The organism is Streptomyces sp. H27-H5, assembly GCF_026627505.1.
Taxonomy (GTDB): domain Bacteria; phylum Actinomycetota; class Actinomycetes; order Streptomycetales; family Streptomycetaceae; genus Streptomyces.
Map to the genome: position 1 here is coordinate 1 of NZ_JAPNLK010000085.1, position 15,270 is coordinate 15,270.

Sequence of the window (15,270 nt, forward strand, 5' to 3'; positions counted from 1 at the left end):
CAGAAAGAACCTCGGAGAACCCGCCACCGGGACGGCCACCCGGGATACCGGCCTGCCCGAATCCGGAAACCCACCACAAAAGCAATCACACCGCGTGATCAAAGATCACGCGGTGGATCGAGGCTCATGCTGCTCCCCGTCCATGCCGGACCCGCAACGGAACTACCCTGCGGCCTGTGGCTCGGCCTCGATGACGCCGACCTCGTCTTCTACGACGCCGCCGCCCCCGACGTCCTCCGGGCACAGATCGTCTTGCACGAAATCTCGCACATGCTCCTGGGCCACACGGCACCTGAACTCGAAGAACCAGGAGTGGACGGGGAGCACATCCTCGGCCAGGTGGTAGCGCAGCTGTCTGGCTCCGTGGGGAGCGGGACCGGCCCCTCGGCGTCGGATGTCCTGCGCTCGGAGGCGGCGCGCGTTCGTGCCTCCGCCGCCGAAGCCAGGCTGACGGACGCCGAGTTGGGGTTCTCCGTCGACCGAATCGCAAGCCTGCTCGCCAGGACCGGCTTCCGCAGCCGACAAGAGCGAGACGCCGAAAGTCTGGCGACCCTCATCCTCGAAAGGGCGAGCCGTCGACCAGAAGTCAAAAGCAAAAGCAGAGAGGCGGGGGGTGTCGTGGATCGCCTCAATGAGGCATTCGGACACCCCGCACGACGCAAGTAATGAACACGATCAAACTCGCCACCGTCATCCTGCTATGGCTGGTGGTGCTTTGGCGGCTTCCCGCCGCGATACGGAAAGCACGGCAGCGTGCGATGTGGACGGCATTCCTAGGATTGGCCGCCGCCGCGACAACGTCCATCCCCGCCGTCGGAGTCTCCATCGACACCGTCCTCGGGGCGCACAACGCCTCCGTGCTGGCGAAGCACATCGTCGGGATCGTCGCCATCGCGGCGGTCCTGGAGTTCGTGATCGCCATGTCGCGGCCACAGCTCCTCGAAGGGTCCCGCCCCTACAACGTGGCCGTCGGCATCGTCGTCGCGGCCACCATGACGGGACTCTTCTGCGCCGTCGACCAGCCGACCAGGGTCGCCAACTTCTACGAGGCGTACCGGGACTCACTCCCGGCGCTCGGCTACTCCCTGACGTTCGTGCTCTACCTCGCGGCCGCGATGTTCGCCGCCTCATGGATGTGCGTGACCGCGGCCAGGCTCGCCGCACGGACCTGGCTGCGTGCCGGCCTGTGGCTTCTGGGAGTCGGCACCGGCGTGGGCACGGTCTACGGGCTGCTGCGAGCAGTTCACCTCGTCTACCAGATGCTCGATGTGACCTTCCCCATGGAAGAAGACGAGTTCCAGCCGTTGGCCGATGCCGTGCAGTACCTCGCGATTCTCCTGATCGTCCTGGGGAACGCGGTCGCCCCCGTCGATGTCTTGCGCAGCGCGCGGCACGACTGGCAGGCAGCACGGCGTCTGCGCCCGCTGTGGCGCGACCTCACCACTGCGGCCCCCGACGTCGTACTGGCCGCACCCTTGGGACGGAACCCGCGCATCAAGCTCCACCGCGTCGTCATCGAGATCCGAGACGCCGCATCCGCACTGGACCCCTACGTCCCCGAAGCCCTGCGCGATCCGCATGCCCATGCCGCCCAACAAGCAGCCGGTCTATTCGCCGCGCGGCAGTCCAAACTCGGCGGCCACCACCCCGACGGCTCGGACGCAGGCCACTTCACGATCAACGAGACCGCCACCGAGCTGGACGAACTCGACTTCGACGCAGAGGTTCAGCGTCTCACCGCCCTCGCTGACGCCTACCAGGCCGTCAGCACCTCCATCCCTACGAGGACCACACGATGACCACACCACTCCTCTCCAAGTCCGCTCCCAGGACGGCGATGGCTCAATGGCTCACCGACGCCTTGGAGCCGAAGAACTGGCTGCTGGTCATCACGCTGGCCGTCGGCTGGCACGCGGCGGGCTGGCCCGGAATCGTCTGGGGCGTCATCGCGGGAATCTTCTCGGGCGTCCTGCCCATCCTGTGGATCAAGTGGGGTGAGCGGCGCAAGCTGTGGGGGGACCGGCACGTCCGCCGCCGGCAGGACAGGCTTCTCGTCATCCCCGGCATCATGGTCTCCGTCGGCTCCGGTATCGCCGTGATGATGGTCTTCGACGCCCCCCGCGAACTGCTGGCCCTGGTCGTCGCCATGATGGCGGCTCTCGCCGTCTTCCTCCTGATCACCACCGTCTGGAAGATCTCGTTTCACACGGCCGTTCCTGCCGGCGCCGTGGCGGTCGCCGCACTTGCCTTCGGGTGGTGGGCCCTGGCAGCCGTGCCGCTCATCACCATGATCGGCTGGAGCCGACTCGTACTCTCCGCGCACACCCTCGCCCAGGTTCTGGCAGGTGCGGCGGCAGGGGCGGGAATCGCCGCAGCCGTCTTCACCTGGCTGCGCTGACAAGACGGTCCCGGCGCTCTCCCCGCGCCGGGACCGTTCCGCGTTCGCCGTCTAGCGGGTCGTGGTCCGCCAGTCGATCCGGATGCGGCCGTGCGGATCGTGGCCGCGACCACCCCCGGATGCCAGGATGTGCACCTTCGTCACGGACAACATGACCAGGCCGCGCTGGGATGCGCGCGGAGCCGAGTTCCACCAGGACACGATGTCGTCGACGTTGCTGATCGGGACATCGGTGAGCTGTTCGAGGAACCGGACGCGGGCCCGGCACGCCTTGAGGTCGTCCTTGGTCGCCTGTTCCGCCGCCTTGTACGCCTGGGGGACCATCGACGTCCGTACGGCCTTCAGCGCCGCGAACCGTTCCTCGGCGCCTTCGATGTGCGCCCGCAGACGCACCACTTCCTCGCGGGCGTCCTTCTGGATCCGCAGCAGCTTCTCGTGGGTGCCAGGGCGCAGGATGTCTGCGAGGACCTGCTCGGCCACGGCAGGCTCCAGCCGATCCGCGTTCATGCGGACCTTGCCGCACGAGCGGCGGGTCTGCGTCGGCGGCAGGCAGCGGTAGCCCGGACCGGCCGCAGCGTTCACGCGCGCCCCGGATACGTCGTATCCGCATTCGCCGCAGTCCGCGATGCCGTGGGTCAGGAGGTACTCGTAGGAGTCACGGGGAGGGGCCGCCGAGCCGCGCTCGGTGCGGCTCGCCTTGAGGTCGCGGTACTCGTCGGGGGTGAGCACCGTCTCCTCGAACCCTGGGATCGGCTGGCCGTCCGCGTCGAGGCCGGCCATCTTCGGGTTGTAGAGGGTGCGCATGAGGGTCTCGCCGCGCCACAACCCTCCGAGCGCGGTGCGGTGGCCTTGATCGTTGAGCCAGTTCGCGACGGCGTTGGCGGACTCCTGCGGTTCGGTGAGGCGGAGCCGGGAGGCGGCGTGCCGAAGGAACGCCGCTTCGGTCGGGTTGAGGCCGCCGCCGTTCAGATAGCCGGACAGCCGTGCCATAGCCCTGTATCTCCACTCGATCATGCGCAGATCGCGACTTGGTGAGGCGTTGCCCTCGCCTCTAATAGGCCAATGTACGTGCTCGGCGTTGTTATGGCCTGCTGACGAGCCATCAAGTTGGAATGTGAGGGGAAGAACGCACAGGTGAGGGGCGTGAAGGGTTGTACGAATGTGACTCAAGTCACAAGATTTCGACTGTGTGAACACACTTGACACATAACCCAAGAAGCGCCAGGCCAAAACGCCAGAAGCCCACCCCCAGCAAGGGAGCGGGCTTCCGCGAAATAGGTCAGCACGTTCAGCTCACGCACACGCCCAAGGCGTCCCACAACGACGCCGTCGCCACGCGGGACGTCGTCCCCAGCCGAATCACCCGCGCCGGAAACGCCTCCGCCTTGATCAGCTCGTACGCCCGGTCCTTACCGATGCCGAGAGCCCGGGCAGCCGTCGGCACGCTCACCGCCGGAGGCAGCTCCAGCAACTCCGTCATCGTCATCGGAGCACCCTGTGCACCCCGCGTCGAACGCCCCGAAACAACGGAAACAGATGAGGACATAGATGGTCACATCCCTCTTCCCCGCGCCATCTGACCAGAAGCCTACGGTGTCCAAGGAGGCGTCCCACCCGCTACAGAAGGATGAGGACACGTAAGGACAGCCCAGGCCGGAGGGGGACGACACGTGTTCCAGGGGACCATCTACAAGCGGTGCAAGTGCACCGCGCCCAAGACCGACGAATCAGGGGGCCCGGTACTCAACGAGGCCACCGGACGACCCGTCCTGAGGGAACTCGGCAGCGACTGCCCCCGCCTCCAGAAGCGCGAGAAGAACCACGGCTCCTGGTACTACTACCTCAACCTCCCCGACGGCCCCCGAGGCGAACGCCGCCGGCCCCGCAAAGGGGGCTTCCTTACCCAGAAGAAGGCTGAGGAAGCAGCCCAGAAGCTGTGGGACGAAGCTGACGCCGGAATCGACATCGACGCCAAGATCACCGTGGCCGACTACCTGCGCACCTGGGTCACCAACCGTGTCGACCTCAAGGACGGAACCCGCGAGGAGTACGAGGCAGACATCGAGAAGGTCTTCATCCCCGCCCTGGGCCACTTCATGATGCGCGAGCTCCGCACCCCGCACATTCAGGCACTCTTCGCGGACATCTGGGCATTCAACGAGGTCAAGAAGGCCAACCAGGTGGCCGCCGACCAGGCTCGCGCTGTCTGCAAGGCCGCCCACGCCGACTGGAAGAACACCCCCGCCCCCCGGCCGCCGGAACTCCGCGCCGCCTGGGACATGGCCAAAGCCGACCTCAAGAAGGCCCTGGCCAAGCCCCGGCGGAACACCGGCCCCGGCCGGCAGCACAAGCTCCTCAACACCCTCTCCGGCGCCCTCAAGGACGCCGTCAAGAAGAGCAAGCTGATCACGGAGAACTGGGCCGACGGCGTCAACATCCCGAAGTACGAGGCACCCGACCCCCTCGTCTGGACGGACGAACGTGTCGCTCGCTGGCACGAAACCGGAGAGACCCCCGGCCCCGTCATGGTCTGGACCCCCGAACAGACCGGCAGATTCCTCGACGCGGCCGTAGACGAGCGCCTCTACCCCGCCTACCACCTCATGGTCTTCCGCGCCCCCCGCCGCGGGGAAGCCGCCGGACTCCCCTGGAGCGAGATCGACATGACCCGAGGCACGGCGAACATCGTGGAGACCCTCGTCACCAACCGAGACCACAAGGTCCGTTCGGAGACCACCAAGAGCCGAGCTGGGAAGCGCACCGTCGTGCTCGACGGCGCCACCTTCGCGCTGCTCAGCGCCTGGCGCGACGTACAGCGCAAGGAGAAGATCCAATGGCAGGCCAAGCATCGTAAGGACTCCAAGAAGTACGGGCCCTACGTCGACTCCGGCTACGTCTTCACCATGCCCGACGGCCGACCCTGGCACCCGGACACCATCTCGCAGTCGTTTACCCGCCTCATCAAGCGCCTCGGCCTCCCGCCCATCCGGCTCCACGACCTCCGGCACTGCGCTGCCTCCCTCAGCCTGGCCGCCGGCCTGTCCATGAAGGCAATCCAGGGTCTCCTGGGTCACGCCTCCTTCGCGCTCACCGCCAACACCTACACCAGCCTCATGCCCCAGTTCGCGCAGGCCGAGGCCGACGCCACCGTGGCGGTCGTTCCCCGGAAGGCGGCCCCGGAGACGCCCACGGACCTCGGCGGCTCCCGTCAGGTGATCGGAGGGCCGCAACCGGCCCCGGACGAGGCACTGCGCCTCGACCTGGCGCCCCGGCCGATTGCGGCATGATCCAGACCCCGCACGGGAGAACCCGTGCGGGTCTGTCTGTTCCAGCCTGCTGGGGAAGCGGGAGGCCGACGGGTGCTGTTCAATCGCCCGCCGAATCGGTGGTCTATCCTCCTCCACATCATCGGCCGCTGGCCGTGTTGTTCGTGTCTGGAGGGGGCTATGAGAGTAGAAATGGGTCCAGAGCTGCGATTCTGGGGGAATGTTGCAGGTTGCATCATTTTCGTCGCCCTTAACGTCCTTTGGTGGACCACAGAGGAACCGACCCACGGAAGTCTGTGGGTTGAGTGGATCGTGCCAGTCGGCTTGATTCTTGGGGTTCTCAGCATGTGGCGCGGTGCGGTTCTGGCGAGGAGGGAGAGGAGGGAGAGGAGAGCCTCCCTCTTGGGCTAAGTGCTCTCGCGTAACTGGCAGTTTCCCGTTCTCAGTCAGGTTCAGCTGATGTCGCTGAGAGCGAGCGAGTGCTGAGCACAAACCAGGTCGACGTAGACCAGTGCGGTACCCGATCATGCGTCCATGCCCCTGACAGAGACCCTTGCCCGAGTTGATGCAGACCTGAGCGCCGGCCGGGTTCCCATCGCGCGCCAGCGCCTGCGCGGTCTCGTTTCGTCCTTCCCGTCCGACTTGACGCTCCGCCGACGGCTGGCCGAGGTGTATCGGCTCTACGGCGACGCCGCCGAAGCTGGACGCTGGATGTACCTCGAAGAGGACCGGAACGCCGACGAGACGGCCGCCTTTGAGGCACGGTACGGGTCTCCCGGGTGGCAGATGAAGGCCCTCGCCTGGCACGGCCCCGAGGCGAAGGCCGCCACCGCCTTCGCGGCGGGGCAGCTGACTGCGGTGCGGACCCTCTGCGCCGAGGAGTTGCGGCGCGCTGTCGACTGGGGCGACCCGGCCTCTTACCGGGACGACCTGGAAGGTGAGTACGTGGCGCCCTCCGAACCGTGGACGGTCGGCGGTGTGCTGGCGGGCGTCGGCGGCTTGGTGGCGGTCCTTGTGTTCCTCGCGATCTGGGTGAATGGGCTCGTTGCCCTCTTCGACTGACTCAGGTCATCGATGCCAGCAAGGAGCACCGCTCACGGTTCGGAGAGACTGTCCAGAACTGGCCGTGCACGGGACAAGGGCACCCGGTAGCGAGTGAAATGATCTCTCGCTGTCTGGTGCCATCACGGCTTCGGAGCCGTCCTGGGTAGTCCCGTTCGCAGGCATGAGCCCTCGACTGTTCGGCAAGTGAGGGCGACTTGGTATCCGGGGGACAGACGGGGGACAGGGTGTCCCCCGGGGGACACGCGGGGGACAGAAGGGCGAGGACGGATAGGGAAGACTGAGGACAGCGCGGGCTGCACGAGGAAGGTCCGCCTGCCCCTTCTCTGATCGCGTTCGACTCTCTGACCTGGGAAGTTCTTCCGTTCGGCGTACGCAGGCAAGTCGCCCCAAGGGTTGTTCACCGTTCTGGTGCGCCCAGACGCGGACGGCCTGCTTGAGCGATCCGACACTCTTACAAAGCAGATGTCGGCGGTTCGAAACCGTCCGCGCCCACCAGCGAAAAGGCCCCCCGCCAGTCATGGCGGGGGGTCTTTTGCATCCGGTTTTGACGGCAACGGAAGCGGTAAGAGGCACCCTGGACGCTGGGTGCGGTTGTGGTTGGGGTCTTGGTGATGGCCTTGACTGCGAGCGCTGTGGGGAGGGGGAGTTGGCCTTCTCGCGTGGTCGGAAGACCGTCAGGTGGGGCGGTTTGTCGTCGGGCGGGGTGTGGGCCGTCTTGGCGGGGGGTTGGGGGCGTGGGATGGTCGGGGGATGGGGGAGTGGGTTGTTGCGGGGGTCGCGGTGTTGGTTGCCGGCGCGGGGTACGTCGTGGTGGCGCGGGCCGCGGGCGCGGCGTTCGAGCGGCGGCGGGACGCGGAGCGGGCGCGGCTGCTCGCGCTGACGCGGGCGGAGGCGGCGCCGGAGCCGGAGGTGGGTGATCCCAAGTACGGGGACACCGGGTGGCTCGCGCCGAGGACGGTCGGGCCCGCGCAATCGGGGGACCGGCACGACGACTTCACCCCCCTTCTCGTCGAGTACTACGCCTACGGGCTGACGCAGGCGCGGAGCAGCTTCGTGACCAGCCAGCGGTTCGCCGGCGTGGGGGCGACCATCCTGCTGCTGGGGGTGGCACTGGCCGTGTGGAAGGCGGAGAGCAGTGGGGATCTGTACCTCGGCGTGGTGACCAGTTCGGTCGGGCTGGTCGTCACCCTCATCGGGCAGCTGTTCCATCGCCGGGCGGACGTCGCGCTCCGGCACATGGCCGACCAGAGCGCCTCGCTACGGGACGACAGGCGGGCCGCCGAGTCGATGGCCCGGGCCGTCGAGATTTTGGAGGAGGTCGCGGACCCCGAGCTGAGGGGGCGGCTGCAGGCCGGGTTGATCATGAAGCTTTCCGGGGCCGAGCTGCCCCGGTAGCGGGATAGTGGAGACATGTGTCGTTCCATTAAGACCCTGCGCCCGCCCGTCCTCCCCGAGAAGGCCACCGAGGAGGAGATCCGCGCGGCAGCGCTCCAGTACGTGCGCAAGGTGTCCGGCTTCCGGGCGCCCGCCGCACACAATCAGGAAGTGTTCGCCGCGGCCGTCGACGCCGTCGCCGACGCGACCCGGGACCTGCTGGACGGGCTCCAGGTCAGGGGAGCCCACGCCGCGTCCTGAATCGGCTGGGCCTGAGCAGGGCGCGGGTCTGAGTCGGGCCCGGCCTGAGTCGGGCCCGGCCTGCGTCGGGAGTGGGGCGGGTCCCGCGGCGGGCGGGGCCTGCGGCCACTCCCGACGTTCAGGCGGTCTGCTCCATGCGGCGGCGGATCACCCACGCGCCGGCGCCCAGGGCGCCCGCGACGAGCACTCCGCCCAGGGCGATCTGGCCCGGGCTCATGGTGTCGATGCTGCCGCCCAGGCCGCCGCGGGCGGCGCCCGTGGCCACGTTCAGGGTGACGGTGACCCGCTCGCCGCCGCTGCCGCCGCACTCGTAGGTGACGGGGTGCGAGCCGGTGCGGGCGTTGCGGTAGACGGTCGCGCTGCCGAACAGGTTGGTGGCCTCCAGGTTGCCCGGTGTCAGCTGGACGTCGGGGAACGCGGGGGAGGTGGCCCTGCCGGTCTTGGTGCCGCAGCCCTGGACGTTCAGGCTGACCCGGCCGCCGGGAGCGACGGTGTATGGGGACAGGGTGGCGGTGGGGCGGGCGTAGGCCAGGGTGACGGGTGTGACGGCTGCGACTACGAGCGTCGCGGCCGCGCCTCTCATCAGGTGGTGCCGGATGCGGGTGGCGGGCATGGAGAGAACTCCTCGGGCTCCTCGAAACGGCGCGGCCAGGGCACGGATGTGACGCGGATTCGGTCGCGCACCGTGCTGTGGACGCTAGAAGCCCCGACCGGAGGCGGCGATCGCTGTCGGGTGAACGGGTGACGCACCACCCCCACCCGGGCTAGTGGGCCACCGTACGGGCGCCCCCGGAATGCGCCCGCAGATGCCCGTGATGCCTGCGGCTGCCAGTGACACGTACGGGTGCCTGCGCGGCGTACGGGTGCTTGCGCGGCCCGTGGTGCGTACGGATGCCCGCGACGCGTGCGGGGGGTCTTGCCGTGCGGGACTCAGGTGGCCGCGGCGGGGCCCGATCCCGGGCGACGCAGCAGGAACGCCGCCAGCGAACCCGCCGCGAACAGCGCGATCAACGACACCGCGGTACCCAGCCACGTCGTACCGAGCCACTGGGTGCCGAAGTAGCCGAGCGCCACGCTGTACCCCGCCCAGGTCATCCCCGCCAGGACCGACCAGGGCAGGAACTCCTTGACCTTGCGCTGGGTCTTGCCCGCACCCAACGAGACCACCGACCGGCCGGCCGGGGCGAACCTGGCGATCACCACCAGGGCGCCGCCGCCACGCGCCAGCGCCACGCCCAGCCGCTCGTGGGCCCGGGTCAGCCGACGAGAACGGGCGATGGCCCGGTCCAACCGGGCACCCCCGCGCCGCGCCAACCGGAACGCGGCCATGTCACCCAGCACCGACGCCGACGTCGCGATCACCAGCAACGCCATGATGTCCGGCACCTGCTCGGGAACCGGCGTCGACGAACCCGCGGCTCCGGCAGCGGCCGCAGCGGCCGCAGCGGTGATCACCAACACCCCGCTGGGCAAGACCGGCAGGAACACGTCGAGCACCACCGACACCGCCACCACGGCGTAAATCCAGGGGCTGGTGGTCAGCGACCCCAGAGTCTCAATCACGTGGTACTCCCCAGTCCGAAGCGCCGCGTCGTCGCGGGGAGCGGCAGGGGCGGCTTGACAGCCAGACAGCGTACGCCCGGGAGTAACCCCCCGGATCCCCGGGGTGACGATACGACGACTCCCCGGGGTACGGCGTATGGCTTCTCGCGGACGCCGGCGCTCAGCTCATCGCGGTTCGGTGAGCTCGCGATCCAACACGGACGTCAGTCGAGCCTTCGACCCCCGCCCCCACCCCGTCCGCGCCTGATCCAGACGGAGCCGGGCCGTGCGACCCGCCAGCTCCAGCGTCATCAGCTGATTCCCGAACCAGGGACCGCCCGTACGCCGCCAACTCAGCGGCGGCCGACCCGTCCGCCCGTGCCGGGAGAAACCGCGCCCCAACCAGCGCCCCACCCGCGACCAACCCAGCCGGAAGCCCCACTTCACGGCCGTGTGGATGGAGTTGTGCACGGGCGAGCACGTCAACTGGAACACCCGCGCCGTACTCGGTATTCGAGGCTCGGCCACATACGCGTGGTGCACGTCGCCCGACAGCACGCACACCGTCGCCGGCGCCCGCGGCCCCGTCCCCACCTCCTCGATCAGATCACTCAGCGCCATGAAGGAATCGGGGAACGCCGCCCAGTGCTCCAGATCGCTGCGCCGCCGCAGATCCTCCCCGATCCGCGCCCACCGGGGCCCCCGCTCCCCACGGCAGAGGGCGGCGTTCCAGACTTCCGCGTCATGGATCAACGGCGGCATCAGCCACGGCAGTGAGGACCCGATCAGCAGATGGTCATAGCCGCCGTGCCCGTCGAGGGCGTTGTCCCGGAGCCACTCCTGCTCGGCCGGGTCGAGCATCGCCCGCCGGTCCTCGGCCAGCACCCGCGCGGCCCGCGTGTCCACCATCAGCAACCGCGAGCGGCCGAAGTCCCGCCGGTAACTCCAGCGGGCCGAGCCCGGATCGGCGTCGGCCGCGGCGGCGAAGGCGCGCAGGGCGTCCGTGCCGTCGGGGGAGGCCCGTACCGCCTCGTAGAGCGGATCCGCCTCCAACTCGGCGGATGAGAGGTTGCCGAGGTGCTGATGCACCCAGTACGACATCAGCCCGCTCAGCACCCGCTCCGACCACCAGGGCGTCGCCCGCATCTCCGCCAGCCAGGCCGCGCTGGTGTTCCAGTCGTCGATGACGTCGTGGTCGTCGAAGACGTGCAGGCTCGACACCGTCGACAGCAGCCAGCGGATCTCCGGGTCCAGCCAGGATTCGTAGTAAAGCCGGGTGTACTCCTCGTAGTTCGCGACCTGCGCGCCCGGCGCCTCGCGCAGGTCCCGGCGGGCCGCCAGCCACCGCTTGGTCGCCCGCGAGAGATGGTCGGCGTACACCTGGTCGCCGAGCAGCAGCAGGACGTCCGGTCTGACCGCTTCCGGATCGGCCGCCAGCCGGGCCGCGAGGGTGTCCAGCGCGTCCGCGCCGTGCGGCCCGCGCCGGTCGGCGGGCGGCGCGGCCTGCCTGCACGACCCGAACGTCACCCGAAGCCCCGGAGCCGGCCGACCGGGCCCCGCCACGGCGGGCGCGGTGATGGTGCTGGGCGGGAAGCCGCTGTCGGGCAACGGCCACACCGGGGCCCCGGCGAGCCGGACCTCGTACTCGGTGGTGGTGCCCGGGGTCAGGCCGGTGACCGGGACCAACGCATAGTGGTGGCCCTCTATCTGGAAGGTGTGCGCACGGCCACCCGCCCCGTCCGCACACCGCACCTCGGCCGTGCACGGGCGGTCCGCCTCGACCCATATGGTCGCGGCACCGCCCGTGTCCCAGTCGACGTAACGCAGCAGCGGTCCCAGACGCAGTCCGGCCATGAGACTCCCCCTCCTTCATGTCCCCTTCGATCACGGTAAGGGGTGGAGGGGGAGCCTGGCCTCCCCCTGGCGGGGGAGAAAGATCGGCCCGGGGTCGGGGCCGGTGAGCCGGGGCCGGGTCGGTGGGGTGTCGGCCTCCGTCAGCAGCCGTTGAGCACGTTGGTCAGGGCGGTCTTCTCGCCGGAGTCCATCTTCAGGCCCCAGTACTGCTTCACCTGGACCCACATCCGGGTGTACGTACAGCGGTAGGCGGTGCGCGACGGCAGCCACTTGCCGGGGTCGAGGTCACCCTTGGCCTGGTTGACGTTGTCGGTGACCGCGATGAGCTGCGGGCGGGTGAGGTCGTTGGCGAACTGCTGGCGCTTCGACGTGGTCCAGGAGGAGGCGCCCGAACGCCAGGCCTCGGCGAGCGGGACCATGTGGTCGATGTCGATGTCGGACGCGGCGGTCCAGGTGGCGCCGTCGTACTCGGAGTACCAACTGCCGCTGACGGCGGCGCAGGCGGAGTCCTGTACGACGTTCACGCCGTCGCGCTTCAGGACCGTCTCGCGGGTGTTGCAGGTACCGGAGACGGTGCTCCAGTGCGGGAACAGGTCACGGCTGTAGCCGCTGAGGGAACCTTCCGCCGCGGGCGTGACCGTGGCCAGGTACGAACGGGCGGCCGCGGCGCTGATGGGGGTGGGCGGGGATGCCTGGGCGGCCGGCGCGCTGACGAGGGTGGTCAGGGCGGCGAGCGCGGAGGCCGATGCGAGCACGCCGATTCGACGCGCGTAGACGGAGGGTATGAGGGCCATGAGGGCTCCCTGGATGCGGGGGGTGGTGGCCGAGCGACCCCGGTGGGGCGCGGCCATGGTTGCGGCGCCGGATGTCGTTCGGGTGGGCGCCAGGTGACAGGTTGCCGACATGGGCACGTCACATCAAGTCGTCCAACGGTCCCCAGATGTGCGGAAGTTGTGATTCCGGGCCGGGGGGCCGGGGCGATCCGGGGTCAACGTCGTAAACCGGGCGCGGGTGAAGTCGAGGCGCGAGTTGCCGAGTCCGTCGAGTTCGTCGAGTCACCGGGCTTGCCGTTCGTCCGGGGGCTGCCGTATTTACGGGGCGCCGGGGTGGGGGGGGCGAGCTGGGCGTCGGGTACGCGTTCGGGGTGTGGTGCGGTGTGCGGTGCAGCGCTTTGGGGCCGGCGCTACGGGGCGGGTGGGCCGGTCTGTCGGGTCCGGTGCTTTGGGTGCGCCGCGTCGGGTCCGGTGCTTTGGGTTCGGGGCGTTGGCCTGGAGGGGGGCCGGAGGGGTGGGGTGGTGCGGACCGGTGGGGAGGCGCCGGCCGGCGAGGTGGTGCGGCGGTGTGGCGGGGCCGAGTGTGGGGCCTGGGAAGGTGCCGGTGGCGTGGGTGTGGGGCCTACCGGAGGGGGAGCCGCGGGGGCGGGGTGCGCGGGGCGAGGCGGGTACGCACGGGGCGGCGGCGGGCCTGTCGAATCCCTGTTTTCGGGGCATGCGAAAAGGCGCGTGGGCCGGCGGTCAACCGGGCCACGCGCCTTTTCGGCCTGTGGGTCAGACGGCGGGGGTGAGCGTGAGGTGGATGGTCCCGTCCGGGGTGGTGTGGACGCGGACCGACGTCAGGTCGGGCACGTGGGCCGTGGGGCCGTGCGCGGTGGCCCGGGAACCTATGCCGATGACCCGCATCCCGGCGGCCTGGCCGGCGGCGATACCTGCGGCGGAGTCCTCGAAGACGATGCAGTCGGCCGGGTCCACGCCCAACTCGGCGGCGCCCTTGAGGAACCCCTCGGGGTCGGGCTTGCTGGCCCCGACCGACTCGGCCGTCACCCGTACGTCCGGCATGGGCAGCGCTGCGGCCGTCATCCGTGCCCGGGCCAGCGCGGCATCGGCGGAGGTGACCAGTGCGTGCGGGAGGTCGGCGATCGCGGCCATGAACTCCGGCGCGCCGCCGACCGGGACCACGCCGTCGGTGTCGGCGGTCTCGCGGGCGAGCATCTCGACGTTCTCGGCGTGGTTGAGCTCCATCGGGCGCTCGGGGAGAAGGATGGCCATCGTGGCGTAACCCTGACGCCCGTGGACCACCTTGAGGGCCTCGCGCGGGTCGAGCCCGTGGGACACGGCCCAGTCGCGCCAACAGCGTTCGACCACCGCGTCGGAGTTGACGATGGTGCCGTCCATATCCAGGAGCAGGGCCTTGGCGGTGAGGACGGTCGGGGTCGAGGCGGTGGGGGTGCTGGCCGGCATCGGCGGGGCTCCAGACGGGGCGGGAAAAAGAACAAGTGGTTCCGCCCACCGGTCAGGGAGTGAAGGCGGAACCACTTTGTTCCCACACGATACAAAATCTGGAGCGGTCCGCGCCACCGGGCGCCCGGCGGGGAGTCCTTTCGGGGTGGGGGTGTGGTGTGCCGTGTGCGGCGTTACCGGTCAACTTGGCTGGTGACGGGGTGAGTTGAGAATGCGGCTGCCGGCTCGACGGTTGGTGGCGGTGACGAACGGCACACGAGCCGGGCCGCCGGCCGCTGCCCGAGGGGTCGCCGGGGAGGCGCGTCGGCGGCGGGGCGCGCAGGGGCGTGCGAGCGGGCGGCGGATGCGGCGGGCCGGGCGCCGTTGCGCGGAGCGGCCCCGGCTGCGCCGGGCTTTTCGGGGCTCCGCCCCGGACCCCGCGCCTCAAACGCCGGCGAGGCTGAATCGGCGGGGCCCGGCTAGCCCTCCAGGGCGCGGCGGGTGGCGGGGCCGTAGACGCCCCAGGGGTCACCTTGGATGTCGTTGTACCACTGGAACTCCGACACGGCGTTCTCCACGGACCTGCCGTACCTGCCGTCCATCCTGCCGCGGTACAGCCCTTGCCCCGACAGGAGTTGCTGGAGCTTCTTCACCTCCGAGCCGGAGTCTCCGTACGCCAGGGTCGGTCCCTGCACCGGGGGCGGTGGGGGCGACTGGGGCTTGGGGGTACGGCTCGGTGTCGGCGGAGGGGTCGAGGCGGGCGGGGCGGTGGAACGGGACGGGCTCGGTGAGGCGGAGGGCGACGCCGAACGTGATGCGCTCGCGCTCGGCGACGCGGAACGGGACGGGGACGGCGAGGCCGACCGGGAGGCTATCGGGCTGGGCGAGGCCTCCGGTGAACCGGGCGGAGCCAGGCTCGCCACGGGGCCCGACGGCTTCGCGTCCAGCAACGCGGTATCGGTCTTCCCGGGCTCCGAGGATCCCCCCAGCGCCAGCGCGAGCGCCGTACCGCCCAGGGCCACCACGGTGCAGGCGCCGGCCAGGATGAGGGCGAGTCGCTTTCTCCTCTTCGGGCCCCCACCCCCACCCCCGCCCCCTCCACCGTCGGGCCCCGCGTGGGGGCCCTCACCGAAGCCCGCGTCCGGCTCCATGGCATGGCCCGCGCCATACCCCGCGCCCGGGCCCGCGCCGTGCTCCGTGTCCGGCCCGGCGCCGTACCCCGCGCCGTACTCCGTGTCCGGCCCCGCGCCGTACCCCGCGTCCGGGGCTGCCGCGTAGCCCGGGCCCGTCGGGC

The 15,270-nt window shown here is 70.0% G+C and carries 15 protein-coding genes; 7 read left to right on the forward strand and 8 right to left on the reverse strand.

Going from position 1 to position 15,270, the window contains the following annotated elements:
- The first annotated feature begins 126 nt into the window (after positions 1-126).
- The 3 genes from OTB19_RS32055 to OTB19_RS32065 are packed head-to-tail and all read left to right on the forward strand — an operon-like array spanning position 127 to position 2,398.
- Entirely contained in the window at positions 127-666 is a 540-nt protein-coding gene (locus OTB19_RS32055) for a hypothetical protein (RefSeq protein WP_267802191.1), read from the forward strand.
- On the forward strand, positions 666-1,799 hold the full coding sequence (locus tag OTB19_RS32060; RefSeq protein WP_267802192.1) for an MAB_1171c family putative transporter: 1,134 nt from the start codon (positions 666-668) through the stop codon (positions 1,797-1,799). Before OTB19_RS32055 ends, OTB19_RS32060 begins: the two co-directional genes overlap by 1 nt.
- Positions 1,796-2,398 carry a hypothetical protein gene (locus OTB19_RS32065; RefSeq protein WP_267802193.1) on the forward strand — a complete coding sequence of 201 codons (603 nt, stop codon included), beginning with the start codon at positions 1,796-1,798 and terminating at the stop codon, positions 2,396-2,398. The genes OTB19_RS32060 and OTB19_RS32065 overlap by 4 nt, the downstream gene beginning before the upstream one ends.
- Positions 2,399-2,449: 51 nt before the next feature.
- Here OTB19_RS32065 and OTB19_RS32070 read toward each other — a convergent pair whose 3' ends face one another.
- Together OTB19_RS32070 and OTB19_RS32075 are read right to left on the reverse strand one after the other, a co-directional pair.
- A complete protein-coding gene (locus tag OTB19_RS32070; RefSeq protein WP_267802194.1) occupies positions 2,450-3,388 on the reverse strand; it encodes a hypothetical protein in 939 nt (312 codons plus the stop codon).
- 298 nt (positions 3,389-3,686) lie between these two features.
- Positions 3,687-3,884: a DNA-binding protein gene (locus tag OTB19_RS32075; RefSeq protein WP_267802195.1), complete on the reverse strand. Its 198-nt coding sequence runs from the start codon at positions 3,882-3,884 to the stop codon at positions 3,687-3,689.
- A gap of 184 nt (positions 3,885-4,068) precedes the next feature.
- On the opposite strand from OTB19_RS32075, the gene OTB19_RS32080 reads away from it, so the two are divergent.
- The 4 genes from OTB19_RS32080 (at position 4,069) to OTB19_RS32095 (ending at position 8,364) form a co-directional block, all read left to right on the forward strand.
- On the forward strand, positions 4,069-5,685 hold the full coding sequence (locus OTB19_RS32080; RefSeq protein ID WP_267802196.1) for a site-specific integrase: 1,617 nt from the start codon (positions 4,069-4,071) through the stop codon (positions 5,683-5,685).
- Positions 5,686-6,198: 513 nt separating this feature from the next.
- Positions 6,199-6,726: a DUF6584 family protein gene (locus OTB19_RS32085; protein WP_267802197.1), complete on the forward strand. Its 528-nt coding sequence runs from the start codon at positions 6,199-6,201 to the stop codon at positions 6,724-6,726.
- Positions 6,727-7,479: 753 nt separating this feature from the next.
- Positions 7,480-8,124, forward strand: coding sequence for a TRADD-N-associated membrane domain-containing protein (locus OTB19_RS32090; RefSeq protein ID WP_267802198.1), 645 nt, complete (start codon positions 7,480-7,482; stop codon positions 8,122-8,124).
- A gap of 15 nt (positions 8,125-8,139) precedes the next feature.
- A complete protein-coding gene (locus OTB19_RS32095) occupies positions 8,140-8,364 on the forward strand; it encodes a DUF2277 domain-containing protein (RefSeq protein WP_053677899.1) in 225 nt (74 codons plus the stop codon).
- A 118-nt stretch (positions 8,365-8,482) separates the two neighbouring features.
- Here OTB19_RS32095 and OTB19_RS32100 read toward each other — a convergent pair whose 3' ends face one another.
- From OTB19_RS32100 to OTB19_RS32125, 6 genes are all read right to left on the reverse strand, one after another.
- Positions 8,483-8,977, reverse strand: a complete 495-nt coding sequence (locus tag OTB19_RS32100) for a hypothetical protein (protein ID WP_267802199.1) — start codon at positions 8,975-8,977, stop codon at positions 8,483-8,485.
- Positions 8,978-9,294: 317 nt separating this feature from the next.
- Positions 9,295-9,927 carry a DedA family protein gene (locus OTB19_RS32105; protein ID WP_267802200.1) on the reverse strand — a complete coding sequence of 211 codons (633 nt, stop codon included), beginning with the start codon at positions 9,925-9,927 and terminating at the stop codon, positions 9,295-9,297.
- 165 nt (positions 9,928-10,092) lie between these two features.
- Entirely contained in the window at positions 10,093-11,760 is a 1,668-nt protein-coding gene (locus OTB19_RS32110) for an alkaline phosphatase D family protein (protein WP_267802201.1), read from the reverse strand.
- A 140-nt stretch (positions 11,761-11,900) separates the two neighbouring features.
- Positions 11,901-12,545 carry an HNH endonuclease family protein gene (locus OTB19_RS32115; protein ID WP_267802216.1) on the reverse strand — a complete coding sequence of 215 codons (645 nt, stop codon included), beginning with the start codon at positions 12,543-12,545 and terminating at the stop codon, positions 11,901-11,903.
- A 762-nt stretch (positions 12,546-13,307) separates the two neighbouring features.
- A complete protein-coding gene (locus tag OTB19_RS32120) occupies positions 13,308-13,997 on the reverse strand; it encodes an HAD-IA family hydrolase (RefSeq protein WP_267802202.1) in 690 nt (229 codons plus the stop codon).
- A gap of 458 nt (positions 13,998-14,455) precedes the next feature.
- Positions 14,456-14,671, reverse strand: a complete 216-nt coding sequence (locus OTB19_RS32125) for a peptidoglycan-binding domain-containing protein (protein WP_267802203.1) — start codon at positions 14,669-14,671, stop codon at positions 14,456-14,458.
- Positions 14,672-15,270 lie beyond the last annotated feature (599 nt).

Coding starts and splice junctions, on each gene's coding strand:
- OTB19_RS32055 (WP_267802191.1), top strand. CDS start 127: ATGCTGCTCCCCGTCCATGCCGGACCCGCAACGGAACTACCCTGCGGC.
- OTB19_RS32060 (WP_267802192.1), top strand. CDS start 666: ATGAACACGATCAAACTCGCCACCGTCATCCTGCTATGGCTGGTGGTG.
- OTB19_RS32065 (WP_267802193.1), top strand. CDS start 1,796: ATGACCACACCACTCCTCTCCAAGTCCGCTCCCAGGACGGCGATGGCT.
- OTB19_RS32070 (WP_267802194.1), bottom strand. CDS start 3,388: ATGGCACGGCTGTCCGGCTATCTGAACGGCGGCGGCCTCAACCCGACC.
- OTB19_RS32075 (WP_267802195.1), bottom strand. CDS start 3,884: ATGACGATGACGGAGTTGCTGGAGCTGCCTCCGGCGGTGAGCGTGCCG.
- OTB19_RS32085 (WP_267802197.1), top strand. CDS start 6,199: ATGCCCCTGACAGAGACCCTTGCCCGAGTTGATGCAGACCTGAGCGCC.
- OTB19_RS32090 (WP_267802198.1), top strand. CDS start 7,480: ATGGGGGAGTGGGTTGTTGCGGGGGTCGCGGTGTTGGTTGCCGGCGCG.
- OTB19_RS32095 (WP_053677899.1), top strand. CDS start 8,140: ATGTGTCGTTCCATTAAGACCCTGCGCCCGCCCGTCCTCCCCGAGAAG.
- OTB19_RS32100 (WP_267802199.1), bottom strand. CDS start 8,977: ATGCCCGCCACCCGCATCCGGCACCACCTGATGAGAGGCGCGGCCGCG.
- OTB19_RS32110 (WP_267802201.1), bottom strand. CDS start 11,760: ATGGCCGGACTGCGTCTGGGACCGCTGCTGCGTTACGTCGACTGGGAC.
- OTB19_RS32120 (WP_267802202.1), bottom strand. CDS start 13,997: ATGCCGGCCAGCACCCCCACCGCCTCGACCCCGACCGTCCTCACCGCC.